The organism is Acinetobacter tandoii DSM 14970 = CIP 107469, from assembly GCF_000400735.1.
GTDB lineage: Bacteria > Pseudomonadota > Gammaproteobacteria > Pseudomonadales > Moraxellaceae > Acinetobacter > Acinetobacter tandoii.
Genome location: NZ_KE007377.1, coordinates 21,809 through 41,010 on the forward strand (window position 1 = coordinate 21,809; position 19,202 = coordinate 41,010).

At 37.5% G+C, this 19,202-nt stretch carries 14 protein-coding genes and 3 pseudogenes; 8 read left to right on the forward strand and 9 right to left on the reverse strand.

What is annotated here, in order from left to right:
* Positions 1–25 precede the first annotated feature (25 nt).
* Together I593_RS19280 and I593_RS19285 are read left to right on the forward strand one after the other, a co-directional pair.
* The gene (locus I593_RS19280) at positions 26–1,309 is read left to right on the forward strand and encodes an MFS transporter (RefSeq protein ID WP_016165517.1); all 1,284 of its coding nucleotides are present in this window, start codon (positions 26–28) and stop codon (positions 1,307–1,309) included.
* A 46-nt stretch (positions 1,310–1,355) separates the two neighbouring features.
* Complete coding sequence (locus I593_RS19285) at positions 1,356–2,270, forward strand: DMT family transporter (RefSeq protein WP_016165518.1); 915 nt, start codon at positions 1,356–1,358, stop codon at positions 2,268–2,270.
* 403 nt (positions 2,271–2,673) lie between these two features.
* Here the strand turns inward: I593_RS19285 and I593_RS19290 are convergent.
* The 8 genes and pseudogenes from I593_RS19290 to I593_RS19320 all read right to left on the reverse strand — a co-directional run bounded on the left by I593_RS19290 (position 2,674) and on the right by I593_RS19320 (position 10,774).
* Positions 2,674–3,932, reverse strand: a pseudogene (locus I593_RS19290) (type II toxin-antitoxin system HipA family toxin).
* Entirely contained in the window at positions 3,932–4,237 is a 306-nt protein-coding gene (locus I593_RS19295; protein WP_016165522.1) for a helix-turn-helix domain-containing protein, read from the reverse strand. Before I593_RS19295 ends, I593_RS19290 begins: the two are co-directional and overlap by 1 nt.
* 469 nt (positions 4,238–4,706) lie before the next feature.
* Positions 4,707–5,303 carry a putative adenosine monophosphate-protein transferase Fic gene (locus I593_RS19300; protein WP_016165523.1) on the reverse strand — a complete coding sequence of 199 codons (597 nt, stop codon included), beginning with the start codon at positions 5,301–5,303 and terminating at the stop codon, positions 4,707–4,709.
* A gap of 12 nt (positions 5,304–5,315) precedes the next feature.
* Positions 5,316–5,483 (reverse strand): YhfG family protein, encoded by a 168-nt coding sequence (locus I593_RS20255; RefSeq protein WP_000946583.1) that lies wholly within the window; start codon positions 5,481–5,483, stop codon positions 5,316–5,318.
* A gap of 386 nt (positions 5,484–5,869) precedes the next feature.
* Positions 5,870–7,008, reverse strand: a protein-coding gene (locus I593_RS19305) for an IS3 family transposase (RefSeq protein ID WP_154653760.1) whose coding sequence is annotated in 2 segments (ribosomal slippage) — positions 5,870–6,750 and positions 6,750–7,008 — 1,140 coding nt in all. Because the reading frame shifts where the segments join, the coding sequence is not laid out codon by codon here.
* 134 nt (positions 7,009–7,142) lie between these two features.
* Positions 7,143–7,372 (reverse strand): annotated as a pseudogene (locus I593_RS20260) (DDE-type integrase/transposase/recombinase); the annotation flags it as partial.
* A 1,491-nt stretch (positions 7,373–8,863) separates the two neighbouring features.
* The gene (locus I593_RS19315; RefSeq protein WP_016165527.1) at positions 8,864–9,802 is read right to left on the reverse strand and encodes an ATP-binding protein; all 939 of its coding nucleotides are present in this window, start codon (positions 9,800–9,802) and stop codon (positions 8,864–8,866) included.
* Positions 9,803–9,841: 39 nt separating this feature from the next.
* A complete protein-coding gene (locus I593_RS19320; protein WP_016165528.1) occupies positions 9,842–10,774 on the reverse strand; it encodes an IS5-like element ISAba40 family transposase in 933 nt (310 codons plus the stop codon).
* A gap of 12 nt (positions 10,775–10,786) precedes the next feature.
* On the opposite strand from I593_RS19320, the gene I593_RS19325 reads away from it, so the two are divergent.
* The 6 genes and pseudogenes from I593_RS19325 (at position 10,787) to I593_RS21015 (ending at position 18,476) form a co-directional block, all read left to right on the forward strand.
* Positions 10,787–11,572 carry a DEAD/DEAH box helicase gene (locus tag I593_RS19325; protein WP_016165529.1) on the forward strand — a complete coding sequence of 262 codons (786 nt, stop codon included), beginning with the start codon at positions 10,787–10,789 and terminating at the stop codon, positions 11,570–11,572.
* Positions 11,573–11,755: 183 nt separating this feature from the next.
* Positions 11,756–16,912 (forward strand): DUF4011 domain-containing protein, encoded by a 5,157-nt coding sequence (locus I593_RS19330; protein WP_016165530.1) that lies wholly within the window; start codon positions 11,756–11,758, stop codon positions 16,910–16,912.
* A gap of 267 nt (positions 16,913–17,179) precedes the next feature.
* The gene (locus I593_RS19335; RefSeq protein ID WP_016165531.1) at positions 17,180–17,470 is read left to right on the forward strand and encodes a type II toxin-antitoxin system HigB family toxin; all 291 of its coding nucleotides are present in this window, start codon (positions 17,180–17,182) and stop codon (positions 17,468–17,470) included.
* Between the two features lies 1 nt (position 17,471).
* Positions 17,472–17,873: a helix-turn-helix domain-containing protein gene (locus I593_RS19340; protein WP_016165532.1), complete on the forward strand. Its 402-nt coding sequence runs from the start codon at positions 17,472–17,474 to the stop codon at positions 17,871–17,873.
* 227 nt (positions 17,874–18,100) lie between these two features.
* A pseudogene (locus I593_RS19345) lies at positions 18,101–18,395 on the forward strand (type II toxin-antitoxin system HicB family antitoxin); the annotation flags it as partial.
* Positions 18,372–18,476: a type II toxin-antitoxin system HicB family antitoxin gene (locus I593_RS21015; RefSeq protein ID WP_079282112.1), complete on the forward strand. Its 105-nt coding sequence runs from the start codon at positions 18,372–18,374 to the stop codon at positions 18,474–18,476. The pseudogene I593_RS19345 and the gene I593_RS21015, both read left to right, overlap by 24 nt.
* Positions 18,477–18,981: 505 nt before the next feature.
* Here the strand turns inward: I593_RS21015 and I593_RS19350 are convergent.
* Positions 18,982–19,200, reverse strand: a complete 219-nt coding sequence (locus I593_RS19350; protein ID WP_000550047.1) for a hypothetical protein — start codon at positions 19,198–19,200, stop codon at positions 18,982–18,984.
* Between the last annotated feature and the right edge of the window lie 2 nt (positions 19,201–19,202).

The window sequence follows — 19,202 nt, forward strand, 5'->3', positions numbered from 1 at the left end:
TGCCTTTTTTGGTGGAGAAAATAATATGAATGAAAAAGCTAAATCTGATCAAAACACTTTAAAACGTGTTGCCACTGCGAGTTTTATTGGTAACTTTGTCGAATGGTTTGATTATGCGGCTTATGGTTTTTTAGCCACTGTGATTGCTTTGGTTTTCTTTCCAAGCAGTGATCCTATAGTTGCATTAATGTCAACCTACGCCATCTTTGCATTGTCCTTTATTGTTCGGCCTTTTGGTGGAATTTTCTGGGGATATATTGGTGATAAATACGGGCGAAAACATGCACTGTCTTGGTCAATTATGATTATGACGTTGGCAACTATGTGTATTGCGCTCTTACCGAATTATGCTTCTATTGGAATATTTGCACCGCTTTTATTGCTTTTCTTTCGGATGATTCAAGGTTTTTCTGCTTCAGGTGAATATGCTGGTGCATCAAATTTTTTAGCTGAATACGCACCTAAAAATAAAAAGGGCTTATATACCAGCTTAGTGCCGGCCAGTACAGCGGCAGGTTTATTGTTAGGTTCATTAATGTCAGCTGCGATGTTTGCATGGATGTCAGAATCATTCTTATATGAATACGGCTGGAGAATACCATTCTTATTGGCTGCTCCACTGGGTTTAATAGGTCGTTTCATTCGTCTCAAACTTGAAGATACCCCCGAATTTGTGGCACATCAAAAAACAAGTCAGAAAGAAACTTTCCCGATTAAAGCATTATTTACAGAATACCGTCAGCCATTATTTAAAGCGTTTGCAGTAGCATCGTTAAATGCTACTGCCTTCTACTTAATTTTTAGCTACATGCCAAATTATTTGTCAACTGAGTTGGGGGTAAATAAAACCGAATCTTTTATTTCAGGGGCTATTTCTTTAGCATTTTACATCGGCATTGTATTTATGATGGGTAAATATTCTGACCGTATTGGCCGTAATAAAATGTTAGCTATGGCATGTATAGGCTTTATAATTTTAACTTTCCCATTGTTCTATTTCTTATCTGGTACATCATTTATTGGCATGATCATCATTCAATTGGTTTTCTGTAGCCTACTTGCGATGAATGATGGCAGTTTGCCTGCATACCTCACTGAACTTTTCCCTGTGCATGTGCGTTATACCGGTTTTGCATTTAGTTTTAATACAGCGAATGCATTGCTGGGAGGTACGATTCCACTATTTGCAACATGGTTGATTCACAGTACAGGTAGTACTTTAGCACCAGCCTTTATTTTAATTGTGATTGCCTTATTTAGCATGAGCGTATTGGTTCAGAGCAATAAAGCGAAACTTGTCACGGTCTAATCCTCTTGGATGAGACCTTTGTAAACTCGTTGTAGGGAGCAAAAATATGAATACACAATCACAATGGTTTGGTGCTTTATTGGTAATTATGGGGGCAATAGGTTGGGGGACTTTAGGCATTGCCAGTACCCAATTGGCAAATGCAGGCTTGAGTAATAGTTCAGTAACAGGATTACGGATTGTCGGTACATTTATTTGTTTATTGGCTTTTTTACCTTTTCTTTATAAGGTTCTACGAACACTGCAATTTAAGGATATTCCTAAATTGGTCATTCAATCATTACTAGGTATGCTTGGAATGACTTTCTGTTATTTTAATGCTGTACAACATGTTGGACCAGCTATAGCAGTAGCATTGCTTTATACCGCTCCTATTTGGAGTGTGGTACTTTCTTTTATTTTTTTGAAAGAGCAAATAAAGTTAAAGTCAATTATGCTTACTTTTGTGGCTGTGAGTGGTGTTGCATGTATGATGCTTGGTGATAATCAACTCAATATGACGGGGGTGCTATTTGGTTTAGCCTCGGGCATTTGTTATGCTGCTTATGGGGTGATTGGTAAAGATATTATTGATCACTATAGCCCGACTTTTTTACTGTTCAGTTCAATGATGGTCAGTGCGCTTGCGATTTTTCCCTTTATTCACTTCCAAGAAATTGAAAGTCTGGTCTCGAATTTAGACTTCAATATTGTGATTGCCTGTATCTTATTAGTTGTGTTTGGCACGTTATTACCTTTTGCTTTATATACCTATGGACTGAAGTATTTAAAAGCATCGCAAGCTTCTATTTATACTATTTTTGAACCATTGACAGCAGTCATTCTTGCCAGCCTGTTCGCCAATGTACAGCTTTCCAATGCGCAGATATTTGGGATAATGTTGATTATTAGCGTGTCATTGCTCAATGTGATTCTGGGTAAAACCAATCTTAATCATGAAAAAATATACTCAACCAATTGATTTTAAGATAAATATCTTCTAGATAGTTTTGGTTATGTTAAGCAAATATTTAAAAGCAGACATTTTCACTAACTATTGTAATTCAAATTACAATCTGGTTAGTAGACTGGTCAATTTCTGTAAATTTATCTAGGACAGTAATTCTCACATTCATCTCATTAACCTGACTTGAAAAAATCTTTTTTGACTATTTATCGTTTACTAATTTGACGCATTACTTCTTGGTTTTAGCCTAACTACTGTGATAATAGCCGGACCAGTTTTCTATTATCCTACCTAAATGTTTAACTGTTCAAAGCAGCACGTTTCTATTTAGCGAGTGAGTAAACGTATCATCATAAGGCTCCTTGTTTTTTTAGGGAGAATATTATGGCTGCTCTGAATAAGTATTTTTGTTTAAGTTTTAGTCAAAAAAATCAACATTTTGTTGAATCCGTGATTGAATCATCTCTAGGGTAGATGCTCGAATTTGATTGGGATAAAGGCGCTGTGCAATTTGACTAAATTGAAGTGCAATTTCTCGCATGACTAGGATGATCTCATCGATTTCTAGAGAGGTCAGATTGGCTTCTGAAGTCCCGAGTTTATGTATGTCATTTCGAGAAATATTAAGTGCTTCTCCCATAATGTCCATTTGATGATAACCACCTGGACCTTCACAGAAGGTCACATCATAGGCTGGTGCCAATTTCCATTGACCATTATTTGCCATGAGAAATGAAAAGTTCTTGGTATGGTCATCCCGATTATTGAAAAGTACATTAAACATAGCACGTTTAAAAGCATGCATCCTTTCTCGCACATCTTGCGTACACATCAAGGTTGCCCGAAGAAAATGCGATAGTCTAGGCTATCTGGAACTTTATAGTTTGCTCCAGTATATGCAGCCAAACTCTGCATTGGAATCCGCATGCCATTTTTACGGTCGAATCGTTTAGAAGCAAAAGCCGTTAAACCATTGGGCAAATTAAAAAAAAGGTGTCTGGAGTCTCGATTTCGTAAAGACGTAAACATTCAGCATAGACGGCTTCAATGGCATAAACTTCAGGATGCTCTTGCTGAGCTGGGAATTTTATTAGCCAGGCTTCGTGTTGATCAGTAGCTTGCGTTGAAAACTCTAGGCTAACAGTATCTCGGTAAACCAATGCTTTGGGTCTGGCACCTTGAGGGGAGCCACCCATGACCAATAAATGCTGTAGAAATTCACCACCTTCACCTTTGAGTACTTCTTGAACTTCCTGAGCTAGTTGCTGTAAAGGGATATTTTCTGAGGTTTGCATGTCAGCAACACAAGGTTCAAAGGAGAGGGAACCCATTGCATGACTACAAATATAGGTCAGCCGTTCCAAAGGTCCAATTCGTGCTGGATTCAAGCCAATTTTTTTGAAATATCGATCCATCAACAACATGCCCCAACCATCTGGCAAGGCATCATAGACTGGACCAGACAATCCCATTTGATGAGTTGGAAAACCCTGTCTGAATGGTAGGCCTTTTAAAGGGAGTAAGTAAGAAGAGAGCTCTACACCTCGCTGTATTTGCTTCTGGACTATATTCAAAAGCAATGATAGGTCTACCAGTTGTGGCAGTTGAACTAATCAGTGTTCCCCATAACCAAGATTCACCCCAACCGTTGTAATAAACATTAAGTCTATTGAGCATTAACCCTTCCTCTTAATACGGTGGCGCTTACTTTGACTTTCATAGCGTAGAATGTCATTTACACTGTTGAGTTGTGGTTGGAACAGCTCTTGAAGTTCATGTAATCTGCCCAAGACCATCGCAATTCGTACTAAGTTTTCAACAGATACATTTCGCCCCGCTTCAAGGTTCGAAACAGTATTTACACCGACACCTGCACGTGCTGCAACCTCAGCTTGAGACAGCTCCAGAAAGAGTCGTTGCTTACGTAAACGCTCACCTAAAAGAGTCACAACTTCTTCGGGTTTAGTGAAATATAAATCCATTAAATTGGGTCTTAAGAATGAATAATTTAATTAAATCACAAAATAATGGAATTAATCTATAGCTATAGTGTGGTTAAGGTGGGCTTCGTTGCACAGCACATCGGAAGGGTAGGTATGGTCCTTGGGTATCGGTTACAGAAAATCATCAGGGTGTACTTTGACTGATTGTTGATAGGGAGATTTCAGTATTTTCATTTTTCCTACTAGGTCACATGACTTAGAAAGGGTTCTTCGAAAATTAGTTCATACTTTAAAAATCCTATAAATATTGAGGATATTTTCTTAATGCTTTTAATATAGCATGCGGCGATATGTAACTCGTACGGGGCTTAATCTGTCTTTCAGTGTAAATTTTTTGGGTGTGAGAGGGGTAGAGAATTGTGTTTGTTGGTTTATTTGGGAAATTAATCAGTGGATTGAAGCAAAGATGGTGGTTCGTTAAGGATTGTGGGCTCCGACTACCTAAATTTTAGGTATTTTGAATAAAGCATATTTCAAAAATCTGAATTAATGGATCTAAATTGCCATAAAAACCTTCAATATTAGCTTGAATCCATTGTTGTTGAGAGTCAATGCGAGACCAATCAATACCATAACTACAATGAGCAATCAGATGCTCAAAGAAAATCCGCTGTGTACGTCCATTACCTTCACGGAATGGGTGTTTGACATTAAGCTCACAATACAAGTCGGCAAGTTGAGGAATTAGTTGTTGTGGTGCTAAGCCTTGAAAGTACTTTTTTTCTTGAAGTGGTTTAAGTAATTTATTGGTTGCAATTTCAATACGGGAAAAATTACAAAAACGGGTGTCACCTTTGGAAATATCGATTTGCCTTAATTTTCCTGCCCAGTCGTATAAGTCGCCAAACAGCTGCACATGAATTGACTTTAAATATTGTAAGTCGTAGGGTGGTTCAGCATATTCAATGAGGCTACTTGCTAATCGAGACAGTTCCAGTTCAGCTTGTTCTAAAAATTTTTCATCACTAATATTGGGTGTGTTCTTTAGGATATTTGTGCCAGGGTAACAATACAGGCTGTCACCCATTTCCCCATATTTATCCATACATGCACCTGACTAAGATTCGGGTTGCGAATACTTCTTATATTTTTGCAAGATTTCAGCTTTACTTTGTTGAGTTGTTTGAGCTGTCGTTGTAATGCCTTCAAGCTTTAGGCTGGCTTGATAGTTTTGCGAACGTGTCGCTTGAATATATTTTCTTTTCTGTTCAGTGGTTCTGAGCATTTCGAAACTCCATTGATGCTACACGTGAAGTAAGTATAGCAGAGAATCTTTTTGATCAATGCTGCATACACAGCATTTCAAAATGTAATGCAATAGTATTATTCCATGTAATCGCAGAAAACCAAGAAAAATTGGAAGAATTTCTAAAATTTAGATCACATTTAATAACACTAAATCTAAAAAAATTGATCGGATAAATCCTTTGAATGTCATGTAAACCTAAATTTGACAGTTTGGAGGGATCAGTAAGTGTATTTTTCACAAGGTTAAAGATCGACCATAAACGTGATAAACGACAGAGGATTATTGAAAAATGAATAGATTTAAAAGCACTGTTGCAAATAGAGATTTGGACTGCTCCCAGTATCCTAGACATTGAAGTAGCCTCATTTTGAAGCTGCCTCGAATGCTTCTGGACTCATCCCATCAAGATGCGAATGGCGCCTGATTCGATTGTAAAACATCTCGATGTAATCAAACACATCCGCACGCGCCATTTCTCGAGTTTTATAGATTCTCTTTTTAATTCTTTCCTTCTTTAAGCTGCTAAAAAAGGATTCTGCAACGGCATTATCCCAGCAGTTTCCTCTGCGGCTCATGCTAGGTATTAAGTTATGCTTCTGACAGAATTTCTGCCAGTCTCCGCTACTGTATTGTGAGCCTTGGTCTGAGTGTATGATCACAGGTTCATTGGGTCTGCGTCGCCATACTGCCATGAGTAGAGCATCAAGTACGATATCTTTGGCAAGCGTAGATTTCATTGACCAACCGATCACTTTCCTTGAATATAAATCAAGAACCACAGCCAGATATAACCAGCCTTGCCATGTGCGAATATAAGTAATATCAGTCACCCACGAAGTATCAGGTGTATTTACAACAAACTCTCGATTTAAATGGTTGGGTGGCACAATCTGAGGATGGCCTCGACCATAGCTTTTATGTTTCTTATATCCTCGTACAGCGGCAATGCCATTGTTTTTCATGATCTTTAGTACACGATTAGGTCCACAACCCTCACCTAATTCTTTAAGGTCTAAAGTAATGCGTCTGTAACCATAGATACCATAGCTGGCATCATAAGAAGAACGAATGAGCTGTAATAAACGCTTGTCTTCAATGGTTCTACTTGATTCAGGTTCATGTAGCCAGGCGTAATAACCAGCGCGAGCGATCTTTAATACCCGACACATCGTTTTAATCTTAAATTGATGGCTGTACTCAAGGATAAACTGATACTTTACTCGGGCAGGCTTGCAAAGTACCTTGCGGCCTTTTTTAAGATATCCCGCTCTTCTTCAGTTTGCTTAAGCTGACTTTTAAGACGAAGGATCTCTTTCTTTGCTTCGAGTAGTTCATGTTCATCAGGGTTGTTGCGTAAAGGCTGTACGGCCTTTAGCCATTTATAAATGCTGTGCTGTGATACACCTAAACGTTCTGCCACATCAGTGACAGAATATCCACGTTCAGTAATCAATTTAACAGCTTCATCTTTAAATTCTGGGGTGTATCGTTGTCCACTCATAATGTTCTCTCCTATGCAAAAAGAATAGACGAAATTTGTCTAGGAGAGTGGTGGCAGTCCAAAAGATGGTTTTGTGTGTCTAGAATTTTGGTGGCTATTCAATTTGAGATGAGGATTTTCCCTTTAAAAGGTACTTAAAGCCCGAAAACTCTATTCATTAGATACTCCTCATCCTGAGGCTGACCATAATAAAATGACGAAGCTTATCCTTTACGTAGTGCACGCATGACTTCAATGTTGTGGCATAAGCTGTCTTCATCGATTTGAATCCTAAGGTCACTCTGATGATCCGCTTGAGCTAGCCATGATCACATTCGATTACATTATTTTTGTATTTTATTTGCTTATGCTCAAGATCAGAAGGGAATCTCTAACTTGATGACGAACTTTACTCAAAAAAACAGAAATTTAATCTGAAAAAAATGTCATTCGCTGACATTAAAAGAAATTCCTAGGCCATTCGCTGGAACCAAGTGCCATTTAGAGTGATTTAAGTGCCATTTAGAGTGATTTAAGTGCCATTAAGCTCCACTTATTTGAAAAATTAAGCCATAATCATTCCATTCCAATGCAACTAACATGCAAAAATAGGGCATATGCATGCAAGTCTGTGCCATTCTCTGCCATTTTTTATTTTAAAATTAAAAGAATTTTAGAAGAATTTAATTGATCTAGTAGTTTTAAAAAATAATTAAAAAATAGTCATCAAGAGTTTATGATTTAAATCAAAATTTTATAAAATTAACTGATTAAAAATTCAATAATAATCCTTATTAATCTCTGTGATGTAATGCATTTGTTATGTTGTATTACATTGAATTTAAACTTAAAAAACAAAATATTTGTTTTAAATTATTTATATTAAAAATTGCAATTATTTAACCATAAAATTTAAGATTGGTTTGAAACATACACAGGGCGTGCTTGTAACTGTCGGTAGAATTTCTTGTAACTGTCGTCTAAAAAATCAACAAACAACATGTAACTGTCGAAAAATTTCTTGTAACTGTCGTCTAAAAAGTCAACAAATAACATGTAACTGTCGTTTTTCATTTCTGTAACACTACATAAAATAATTCTGAAACATACACTTTTCTGCTCTGATTTGATGTTGTAACAGTAATCTTAGCTCTTTTTTCTTTATTTTGGTCCAATTTGTCACATCAAATGCATAGATATTGCTCTTCAGATGCTGAGATCACCTAAATTTTATGCTTACGAAAAAGAAATTTTTGTGGAGAGTGATTTTCTCTAACTTCAATTAAAATCTGTAATGTTGTTAGATCAAGATACATTGTGAATTACAGATATTAATATAATAGATGTTTTTTATGTTTGTAATAGTAACTTAACATTAATTTTTAAAAAGTCTAATACAGCCAAAAGATAAGATTTTAGTTAATGGTTTATAGTGAATAATATAAACTTTAATATAAAAATAATTATTAAGGTCTCGGTGCTAAGTTTTGAAAATTAAACTATAAAGGATTGTAGGTAATTAAATTTAGTAAAAAATCCACCTTACTATTTGAATAATGATGATTATAACCATTTTTAAATATGATCAAAAAACAAACGCTAATTTTTAAGAAATAAATTGCGAAATTGATGAGATCAATGCAAACGTGAGACTTATGAAAACTTAAGTTTGTATTTACTAGCAGGAGAAGGGAGTGTTTTGCTTTTAAAGTCGTATGAGCTGATTTAAAAGGGGGTAGTAAGTTACTACCCAAGTAGTGTAGGAAATTAAGTCCACTTTTCAAGCTGACATATCCCATTCCTTACCAAACTCAATCGATGATTATTAATAAAGTTTCTTTGTGTAGGCCTTGGTGCACTTAGACTATTGAAGAAGTTATCCCAACCTTAAAGGCAAAAACTGTGTGAAGTACAAGGGCATCACAATATTGGTTTGCTCTAGCATCGAAGAACCTTGTGTTCCAGTTAATTTGAATGTTTTACTTGGTGAACACTTTTCAATGTAAGACGCTAGTGATTTAGCACGCGTGCGTTTACCACTTTTGACTTCAATTGGGATGATATCCCCTTCATCAGTTGCCAGAATAAATTCAATTTCAGCACGGGCATCATTCCATGAGTAACTAGGGTCAATATTGATGGCGGTGAGTTCTTGCTGAACAAAGTTTTCTGCTACATACCCTTTGTACTCATAGCTTTGTTGTTTGATTTCTTTATAACTACTGCCCAGCATATGATTGAGTAGTCCTACATCAAATAGAAACAGTTTGACCATATTGTCCTTTTTATAGGCTGCCAGAGGTGATTTCGGTTGCCCTTCAATGGGATAATTCGCTAGGGCCAAACGACAACACTTTAACCAATGGATAGCGGTTTCAAAATCGCTATAACGAGACTTACGCTCATGAACATTTTTAAATTTGAAGCGTTTAACGGACTCATCGGAAACCTGTGATAGTTGTGATGGAATGCTATTAAATACAGATTCAATTAGTTTCGCATCGACCTTACCCGCATATTTACCAAAGTCACGGCGGTAACCTTCGACTAAATCAGCATGAATTTTGGAAACGTTTTCAATGCGTTCTAAAATACTCGATTCTTTATATTGATACCAAGAAGCAACAGCTTCAGGCATACCACCAGTAAAAAAATAGTCCGTTAGCTTGTCCATCAATTTTGAATGTACAGCTGGTGTGTTTGTTTGGCTATCAAAGGCTTTAATCAGAGCCTGCTCGCCAGAAGCATGTATAAATTCTTGGAAGGTTAATGGCCGTAAATTGAATTGTTCTACCTTGCCAAGGCTTTGTTGCACAAAGGCTTGAAAGATAGAGCTCCCCTAGAAGATCCAAATTTAAGTTACAACTCGGGTTTGAGGTCGGCCTAATTCCGTAAACTTATTTAAGATTGCCACACGTGTATGTATTTCATTGACTTGGCTTTGACAGTTTCTCGCACTGAGTTTATCCCCTAATAATTTGATGCAATGCATCTTAGTTTCAACCAAACTTCGCCGGTGATAACCTGACCATTTTTTCCAAATGGTTCTTCCTAAATGCTTAACTGTTCGAAGCAGCTCATTTCGCTCTAACGAGCAAATCTTTGTATCTTTCCAAGGCTTTGCATTTTTCCTAGGTGGAATCACTGCATGTGCTTGCCGATCCGAAATTACTTGACGGCATTGTTTTGTGTCATAAGCCCCATCAGTATATACGGAGTCAATCTGCTCATCTTGTGGAATCTGATCAAGTAAATCACCAAGTACCTGCGAATCACTCACATTGTTAGTGCTGAGCTGAACTGCCCGTATTTGAAGGGTTTCAGCATCTATACCAATATGTAATTTACGCCATTGGCGGCGATATTCAGGCTGATGTTTCTTTCGTTTCCATTCACCTTCACCTAGAAACTTTAAACCAGTAGAATCGACGAGTAGGTGGAGACCATTACTGTTTTTTTGATAGTTAATTGCAATATCAAGATACTTTTGTCTTCTACAGAGAGTGGAATAATCTGGGGCTGTCCAATCTAATCTACAGAGATGAATGAGACTTTGAACAAAGCCAGTGACCATACGCAAAGACAATCGAAATAGGGATTTGATCATCAGACAGCATTGAATCGCTGTGTCAGAATAAGTTTGATTTCGTCCATGTTTGCCTTTGGGTTGAGCATACCATTGAGTTTTGGGATCAAACCAAATTGAGAGATTTCCTCGATTTATCAGAGCACGATTGTAGAATGACCAATTGCTTGTACGATAAATTTTAGGTGTAGGCTTATTCATTTGCGAATTATAATGCGGAATAAGGCTTTATCGGTAGGTTTGTGCAACAAAGCCGCACCGAACTATGAATTTCTTCTTAGTGAAATTAATCCCACTTATGTTCTTGGTTTAACGGCGACTCCAGAGCGTCAGGATGGGCATCAACCTATTATTTTTATGCAAGCTGGATCTATTGTATATAAAGCCCATTCCAAGAATGACATTACTCTTACTAAATTGCTTATAAAAGTAGATTACGAAGGTCAATTCCCTGAAATATTCTTTGAAGCGGAAAGTAAAACGCATATATCAAAATTCATGCAACATCTTATTGATGATGAAGATCGCAATAATACAATCGTACTTGACTTATCTAATTGTATTCAGAAAGGTCGTGTCCCATTAATACTTACAGAACGTACAAAGCATGCAGAATATTTGAATAATAAATTAGAAAACTTAGGATATAAAACAGCTATTCTACGAGGAGGAATGAGCCAAATACGGAATTTAGAACAAAAGCGAAAGCTAATAGATGCTCAAGTTATAATTGCAACTGGGAAATATATTGGTGAGGGTTTTGATTTACCTCGCTTAGATACTTTATTTTTAGCATTGCCTATCTCATGGAGGGGTAATTTGACCCAATATGTTGGACGAATTCACAGATCAGCAGAAGGAAAAAGTGAGATTCAAGTATATGACTATGTTGATATTAATCATCCAATATTTTTAAAAATGTTTCAAAGAAGGAGTACTGGTTATAAAAATTTGGGTTATAAAAACATACAGACTAGGGCAACTAAACTGCTTTTTTAGAAGTTAGCTTGAGTTATGCTTTGTTAAGAAATTTAAGTCTCTTTTCTTAGTATTTCTGCAAATAACGATTTAGTGTTGTTATTCATTTAATTTTAAAACAAGATATCAACTATTTAATATTGTGATTTTAGCTTTTTAAGTATGCCTTTAATTGGGTTTGATAAAATTGAGAAGGGGAAAATAATGCTAGAAGATGAAAATAACCAACAACATGATCCAAAATATTCATTACAAGTTGATTGTGCTTCAGCTTTGAGTTTTGTCTTACAACAAAATTCAGTGCCCCTTATTCGGCAAGTTCTAATCTCTTCCACTGAAACAACTTCTGGTTCTCGAATTGTTATTCGTTCAAATCCTGAGTATTTCAAAGAACACACCATCAATATTGCGAGCTTAGAAGGTAATCAAGTTTTGGCTCTTGATAAACCAAAATTAGCTTTTGATATTAAATTATTGCAAGAGATACCTGAGAATATTCAAGGGCGTATCGAAGTAGTTTGGTTAAGTAAAAATGAAGAGCTACTAGCAGAACAACAGATAGGAATCGATGTATTGACCATTGATACTTGGGGTGGGGAACGTCAGCCAATTGAGTTATTGGCAAGTTTTTCGCAACCTAATGCTTCAGCCCTTAGTCCAATTCTTGTTAAAGCAAGTGAAATTTTAAAAACAAAAGAACTAGGTTCATTAAATGGTTATCAAGACCGAGATCGAGATTCTGTTTTATCTCAGCTGAATGCGTTATGGGAATCTTTATTACAACAAGATATTCATTATATTGTTAACCCAGCAAGCTTTATTAAATCGGGCCAAAGAATACGTTTGGCAAAGCAGATATTTGACGAGAAGCTAGCATGTTGTTTAGACACGACAATACTTTTAAGTGCCTTGGCTGAACAAATAGGCTTAGATACTTTACTTATTATTGAAGAAGGACATTCGTATCTTGGTATTTGGTTAAATGAGACGCCAAATGTTGACTTGATTATTGATGATATTCAAGCCTTAAGAAAGCGTTATGATTTGGGTGAAGTTGTTTTTCTAGAAACAACGCTGCTCACACAACAAGCAAAGTTTGCATCCGCACTTGAAACAGCAAAACAGTACATTAAGGATGAATCCCTCCAGCATAAGTTCTATCTTGCGATTGATGTTCGCCAGTCTCGGTTGCGAGGCATTAAACCAATTTCCTCATACCAGGATAAGAAAAATCATTTGGATGAAACAGAAATTGAATGGGCACCTGCATCCATTCCTGTTTACGATCTTGAACGTCCAGTTGAAAGTAAAACCACTAGGGTTGACCGCTGGTTGCGTCGTTTACTCGATCTAAGTCTTCGTAACAAGCTCTTAAACTTTAAGGACAATCGTTACAGCATTCCCTTACATTGTTCTGAGCTGACTCTGGGTAAACTTGAAGATGCATTGGCGAACCAAGAGGGTTTCTTATTTAAGGGGGTTGATAGCATCTCGCTAAAAGACGTCCAGCGTGACAACGAAAGCCAGCATATCAATCAATATGTTGATGAGAGCCTGTCCAGAAAACTATTGTTTAGTCCACTCGATACACCCTTACTGGAAAAGCGTCTAATTGAAGTTTACCGTGCTTCACGTACTGCTTTGGAAGAGGGCGGAGCGAATACGCTATTTCTTGCAATTGGTTTCTTGGAATGGAAAGAATCAGAGCGATCAAAACGCACCTTTAAAGCGCCTCTACTGCTTATTCCTGTGCAGATCACTCGCGAGACCGCTAAAACAGGCTATCGCCTGTTTATGTATGATGATGAGCCTCGCTTTAATTCGACCTTATTACAATTATTAAGACAGGATTTTGAACTAGATATTTCGGGTTTAAATCCTTTGCCTACAGATGATTCTGGGATAGATGTTAATCAAGTCTTACATATTGTGCGTAAGGCTATTGTGAATATAGCAGGATGGGAGGTTAAAGCTGAGGCTGCCATTGGTCAGTTCTCATTTTCTAAATATTTAATGTGGCTTGATTTGTCTACACGAATGGATCAACTTAAAAATCAATCTGTTGTAAATCATCTTATTGAAACACCACGAGAACCATTCATTAAGCAAGATGATTTTCCGCAACCAGCTCAACTAGACCAACAATATCAACCGCAACAATTATTTACACCATTATCGTCTGACTCTTCACAGCTAGCAGCAGTGATGTCCGCCGCATTAGGACGTACTTTTGTACTTTCGGGCCCTCCTGGTACAGGTAAGTCACAGACCATTACCAATATGATTTCACAATGTCTAGCAGATGGAAAATCCGTGTTATTCGTTTCGGAAAAAATGGCTGCTTTAGAGGTTGTCTATCGTCGTTTGACACAGATTGGTTTGAGTGAGTTGTGCTTGCAGTTACATTCTTCCAAAGCTCAGAAAATGGAGGTTTTGGATCAACTACGGGAAAGAGCACAAAAAAACAATGATCCATACTTTCTAAGTGCTCAGCCAAAGACAACAGAATGGCAGAAGCTGTCGGACAGATTAATACAGTCACGTGATGAACTAAATCAGCACGTAAATAACCTCCATACCGTACATGCGATTGGTTGGAGTCTGTATGCAGCAATGAGTGATGAACTTTGTTATCGGGATACACCACATTTACGGTTTCCTGAGATTAATATCGCGACATTGACATTAGAAAAGCGTGAGTTGCTGAATAAGACTGTGACACAAGCGGTAAGCTTGCGTCAGCTAGTGAATGAAAATGCTAAAGACGTATTGGATGGTTTTGCGGAGGGTTTGTCTGAACCTATCTGGAGTCTGGCATGGCAGGAGCAATATCAGCTATTGCAGGACCAACTGGTAGGTCAGATACAGCAATTACAAAAGTCTATTTCTGCTTGGCAACAGGCTTTTGGATTCAGTGAGAAGCAAAATCTGAGTCTGGTTAAGCAGGATGTTTCGATTTTTAAGGCAATATCTAAACTGGTTCAGCAAACAGATTTAAAACTATTAAATACTATTAAAGATATCGATTTAAAAACCATTACCCAGACAAAATACTTAACGCAGGATCTTAAACAACAGCGTTCTTCATTAGTAGGGCAATACCAATCTCAAATTTATCAAGCAGATTTAAGTCAAATTGGCTTTAAATGGCGTGAAGCAGAATCAAAAATGTTCCCATTTTCATGGTTCGCTAAATTTCAGTTGAGAAACTTAGTCAAAACTTACCAAGACTCGACTCAACGCCCAACAGCGTTGGCAGTTGCACATGACTTACCTATCTTGCAACATATCCAAAGCCAACAACAACAGTTTACTGAATGTGAAAAACAGTTAGCGAATAAGCTTGGTTCTTATTGGCAGGGTGAAGATAGCGCGTGGCAAAGTTTTGAAACTATTCACAATCAGTGGCAAGAAATTAAGCAGATAGTTGCATCGTCAATTACCGATCAAGCAACTTTATTAAAAGCGTTAGAGTTCAGTAAAAATCATGATTTAGATGAACTGACGAAAAATATAGCTCAGGTGGAGAATACATTCAGTCAATTGCTGAATGATCATGTACTGAAGGGTGATACTGAGATTACCGCATATTCAGATATTGATTTTAATGAAATTATCGAAAGACAACAGCAATTGCAGCAATATGGGCTAGCTTGGAGGCATTGGTTAAGTTGGCAGGCGATTAAAAGCCAGCTTATTAAAAGTGGTTTAAAACCATTGGCGTTTGAACTTCTGCATGCCCCACTGGATTTGGATGCTGCCCTAAAACGCCTGAATATTAATTTAGCGAGACACTGGATTACACATGAGTTTAGCCAGCATCCAGAGTTAAATCAATTTAACAGCCAACAACATGAACAGAAAATAATGTCCTTTGCCCAGCAGGATAAAGAACACCAACTTGCTGCAAGTCAGGAAATTATTCACCGTTGGAATAATATTTTTACAGAACAAAACCAGTACAAAGCGCAATGGACTGTTCTTAATAAAGAGTTGGGTAAGAAACGTCGTCATATTCCTGTACGAGAGTTGATGCGTCAAATTCCTGATGTTTTAGTTGGTTTGAAACCATGTTTATTAATGAGTCCATTATCAGTTGCCCAATATCTGGACACAGAAGCAAAATTTGATGTAGTAATTTTCGATGAAGCATCACAGATTCCTGTATGGGATGCAATTGGTGCATTAGCGAGGGGTAAACAGTCAATTGTGGTGGGTGACAATAAACAAATGCCACCAACCAGTTTCTTCGGTAAAGGCGATTCTGAAGAAGAAATTGATGAGGAGGTTACTGAAGATCTGGAGAGTATTTTAGATGAATGCCTTGCTGCTCAGTTACCAGAATTAGCATTGAACTGGCATTACCGCAGTCGTTACGAAAGCCTGATTCAGTTTAGTAATCAGAAGTACTACAAAGGTGGTTTATTTACTTTCCCCGCACCTGTTGCTAAGGACACAGCTGTAAATTTGCATGTGGTTGATGGAGTCTATGACAAAGGGGATACACGTACCAATCCGAATGAAGCTAAGGCAATTGTTGAATTCATTATTCAGCATTTACAGTCACAGTTAGGGCAAGAGAATCCTTTGACTCTAGGAGTGGTCACTTTCAATATGACTCAGCAGAAGTTGATTGAAGATTTGCTGGATAATGAATTGGCAAATCATCCCGAGTTAGAGACATTGAGTAAATCAGGCATAGAGCATTTATTTGTTAAAAATTTAGAGAATGTGCAAGGGGATGAACGCGATATTATCGTTTTCTCAATTACTTACGCAAAAGACCGTGATGGCCGCTTATCTATGAATTTTGGTGCGCTTAACCGTCAAGGTGGTCAGCGCCGTCTAAATGTAGCAATTACTCGCGCTCGTCAAGGATTACATGTTTTCTCGGCCTTAAGTCCAGAAGAAATTAATTTGGCACGCACCAATAGTGAGGGTGTAAGGGATCTAAAAGATTTCTTAGTTTTTGCTCGTAGTGGTCAGCTGCATTTAAATTATGTTGATCAAAACAAACAGCAGACTAAAAAAGAATTTGTACAGTACTTACAGAATAAGCTTCAAGAAAAAGGTTGGAGCGTGGACCTCGGAATAGGTCAGGGAGATAGCTGTGTAGATCTAGCTATTAAAGATGACTTGCATGCAGATAGCTATATTGTAGGTATTCTAGTCGATGGTGAAAATTATGCAAAAGCAGCTACAGCAAGAGACCGTGATCAGCTCAAACCAACAGTATTAAATGGGTTAGGCTGGCAGGTATTATCTGTGTGGACAGTTGACTGGTGGCTGGATCCGGAGCAGAACTTAACTAAATTGGTAAAAGCATTAGAAGAGATCAAAATAAATCAACAGGTTGCTTAAATTGTCTGAAACCTTTGAGATGAAAAGCATGCTTTAAATCAAGTCATTGACGTGGGTTGCATAGTCCATGCGAGTCGTAAATTCCATGAACTGCTTGTGACGGGAAAAAGCCAGATGAATGAACAGGTATTTTTAAGGTTATCAGATTAAGCGTATTTTGATAATGAATAAAGCGCCGTTTGGCGCTTTATTCATTCTAGCTCTTAAATATTGCAAAATGCGATAATTGGTTTATACTTGATTTATAGCAAAATGCGATAAAATGTTATGCATGTGATCACCCACGCTCGAATTATAGAAGCAATGCACAAGTGGCCACAGGCTGAAACGGCATTAGATGGTTGGTATCGAACCATAAAGGCAAACGATCCGAAAGATTTTGCTGAGATGAAACAGCTCTTTCCAGCGGTCGATAAAGTTGGAAAGTTCCATGTGTTCGATATTGGCGGGAACAAGATCCGACTTATTGCAGTCGTGATGTATCAGGCGAAACGTGTGTATATCCGTCATGTCTTGTCCCATAAAGAATATGACAAAGGTCATTGGAAGGAAGGTTAGTATGAACGCGATGATTAAACAGGCCGTAGACCACTGGCACTACGTTGCACCATTGCTCAGCAAGCCAGAAAATGAAGAAGACTTTCATACACTTGTTGAAGCTTTAGATGAACTTTTAGATACCGTTGGTGATGATGAGTCTCATCCTTTAATGGGGCTTATTCATCAGCTTGGTGATCTGGTTTCTGATTATGAAAATGAGCATCTTCCTATGCCTAAAGGGGATGGTCGCGCTGCTTTGGCTTTTTTGATGGAGCAACATGGTTTAGGTCAGTCTGACTTAGCAGAGGTTGCAACCCAATCTGTGATTTCTGAGATTTTAAGTGGTAAACGCCAACTGAATATTCGTCATATTAAGGCATTGTCTGAGCGGTTTAATGTATCGGCAGATACGTTTTTCTAAAAGATAGGGCGCTGCGAGGCGCTCTATTAGTAATCAATTTGAATTTCTTGTTAGTCTTGATATTTCAATTTACAAAGTCTATGTGCCTATAATCGCTTTATTCCTTCGTTAAGAATCACAAAAACGGTAATAAATAAAAAAACACTATATAAAATTATCATTGAAATACTGCCGATTGGCACTTTACGCAATATTTATAAACAGGCTGGTTGGGAGTGGAGGTAAATATGTTATATCCAGTATATGTTCATAAAGATGAAGATACTGCATATGGCTTAACTTTTCCTGACTTTGAAGGGTGTTTTAGTGCAGCAGATGAAATGCAAGATATTCAACGCATGGCGCAAGAGGCTGTAGAGCTTCATTTTGATGGTGAGGATTTGAAATTACCAAAACCATCAAGCCCTGAACAATGGTTGGGTGATGAGCGATTTCAAGATGGGTTCTGGTTGTTGATTGATATTGATACAAGCAAAATCAGTTCGTATCAATGTCAGTATGTCAGAGTCTTTGGTCAAACATATTGATGCTGTTGCAAAAAGACAGCATTTAAGTCGATCTGCCTTTTTGGCAAAAAGTGCAGAATTAGCACTACACGATTAAGATCTTAAGAGAGCAACCACCCGTCTACATAGAGGGTTTTTTTGGCTTAATTTATGAAAAATACCGATCTTCTTAGCGTTGATAAGGGATATGACTCGAAAGCTTTGAGAGAGCAGATAGAAAGAAAATCCACAAAATGTTAAAAATCATGCTAGAAGATGAACTCTGGTTGAAATAGCCTAAGCAAACTGAAAAGGGGGAATTGTTTAAAAATCTCTCTGGTTATAAGTAAACTGTCTTTATGAAAAGCATCATACTAACTTTGATTCATAATAAAGGGAATTTAAAAGCTTTAGCATCACAATTTGGTCACTGGATTTTAGACAATAGTGTAAAGATTAGCACTTTGGTAAATCGATGAGCTAAAGTGTTGTAGTCCAAACTCGATCTGACAATTACCCATTTTTTAGTGTGCCCGTCAGGTTAAATTTGAACTGAATTTTTCTCAGCCCAAATTCATTTCCAATCAAGTTATGTTTCAAGTGGCGTGCGAACACTGCACAATTTAATTCACGGTGCCTAAGACAGGTATCAACTTCGGACCAGCCATTCTAGCTTTGCTAATGATTTCCACCAGCTCATCATAAGTCAGTTCAAACTTATCCTCACTATCAAATACATAGACCATATTCTTGCCTTCATGTTCAGGTGGAGTAGGTGGTACAAATCGTTTCGGGATAAGAATTTGTGCGAGTTGTTCGTCAGTTAATTTAAATAAGTGCATGT

Coding starts and splice junctions, on each gene's coding strand:
- I593_RS19280 (WP_016165517.1), top strand. CDS start 26: ATGAATGAAAAAGCTAAATCTGATCAAAACACTTTAAAACGTGTTGCC.
- I593_RS19285 (WP_016165518.1), top strand. CDS start 1,356: ATGAATACACAATCACAATGGTTTGGTGCTTTATTGGTAATTATGGGG.
- I593_RS19295 (WP_016165522.1), bottom strand. CDS start 4,237: ATGGATTTATATTTCACTAAACCCGAAGAAGTTGTGACTCTTTTAGGT.
- I593_RS19300 (WP_016165523.1), bottom strand. CDS start 5,303: ATGGATAAATATGGGGAAATGGGTGACAGCCTGTATTGTTACCCTGGC.
- I593_RS20255 (WP_000946583.1), bottom strand. CDS start 5,483: ATGCTCAGAACCACTGAACAGAAAAGAAAATATATTCAAGCGACACGT.
- I593_RS19320 (WP_016165528.1), bottom strand. CDS start 10,774: ATGAATAAGCCTACACCTAAAATTTATCGTACAAGCAATTGGTCATTC.
- I593_RS19325 (WP_016165529.1), top strand. CDS start 10,787: ATGCGGAATAAGGCTTTATCGGTAGGTTTGTGCAACAAAGCCGCACCG.
- I593_RS19330 (WP_016165530.1), top strand. CDS start 11,756: ATGCTAGAAGATGAAAATAACCAACAACATGATCCAAAATATTCATTA.
- I593_RS19335 (WP_016165531.1), top strand. CDS start 17,180: ATGCATGTGATCACCCACGCTCGAATTATAGAAGCAATGCACAAGTGG.
- I593_RS19340 (WP_016165532.1), top strand. CDS start 17,472: ATGAACGCGATGATTAAACAGGCCGTAGACCACTGGCACTACGTTGCA.
- I593_RS21015 (WP_079282112.1), top strand. CDS start 18,372: ATGTCAGAGTCTTTGGTCAAACATATTGATGCTGTTGCAAAAAGACAG.
- I593_RS19350 (WP_000550047.1), bottom strand. CDS start 19,200: ATGCACTTATTTAAATTAACTGACGAACAACTCGCACAAATTCTTATC.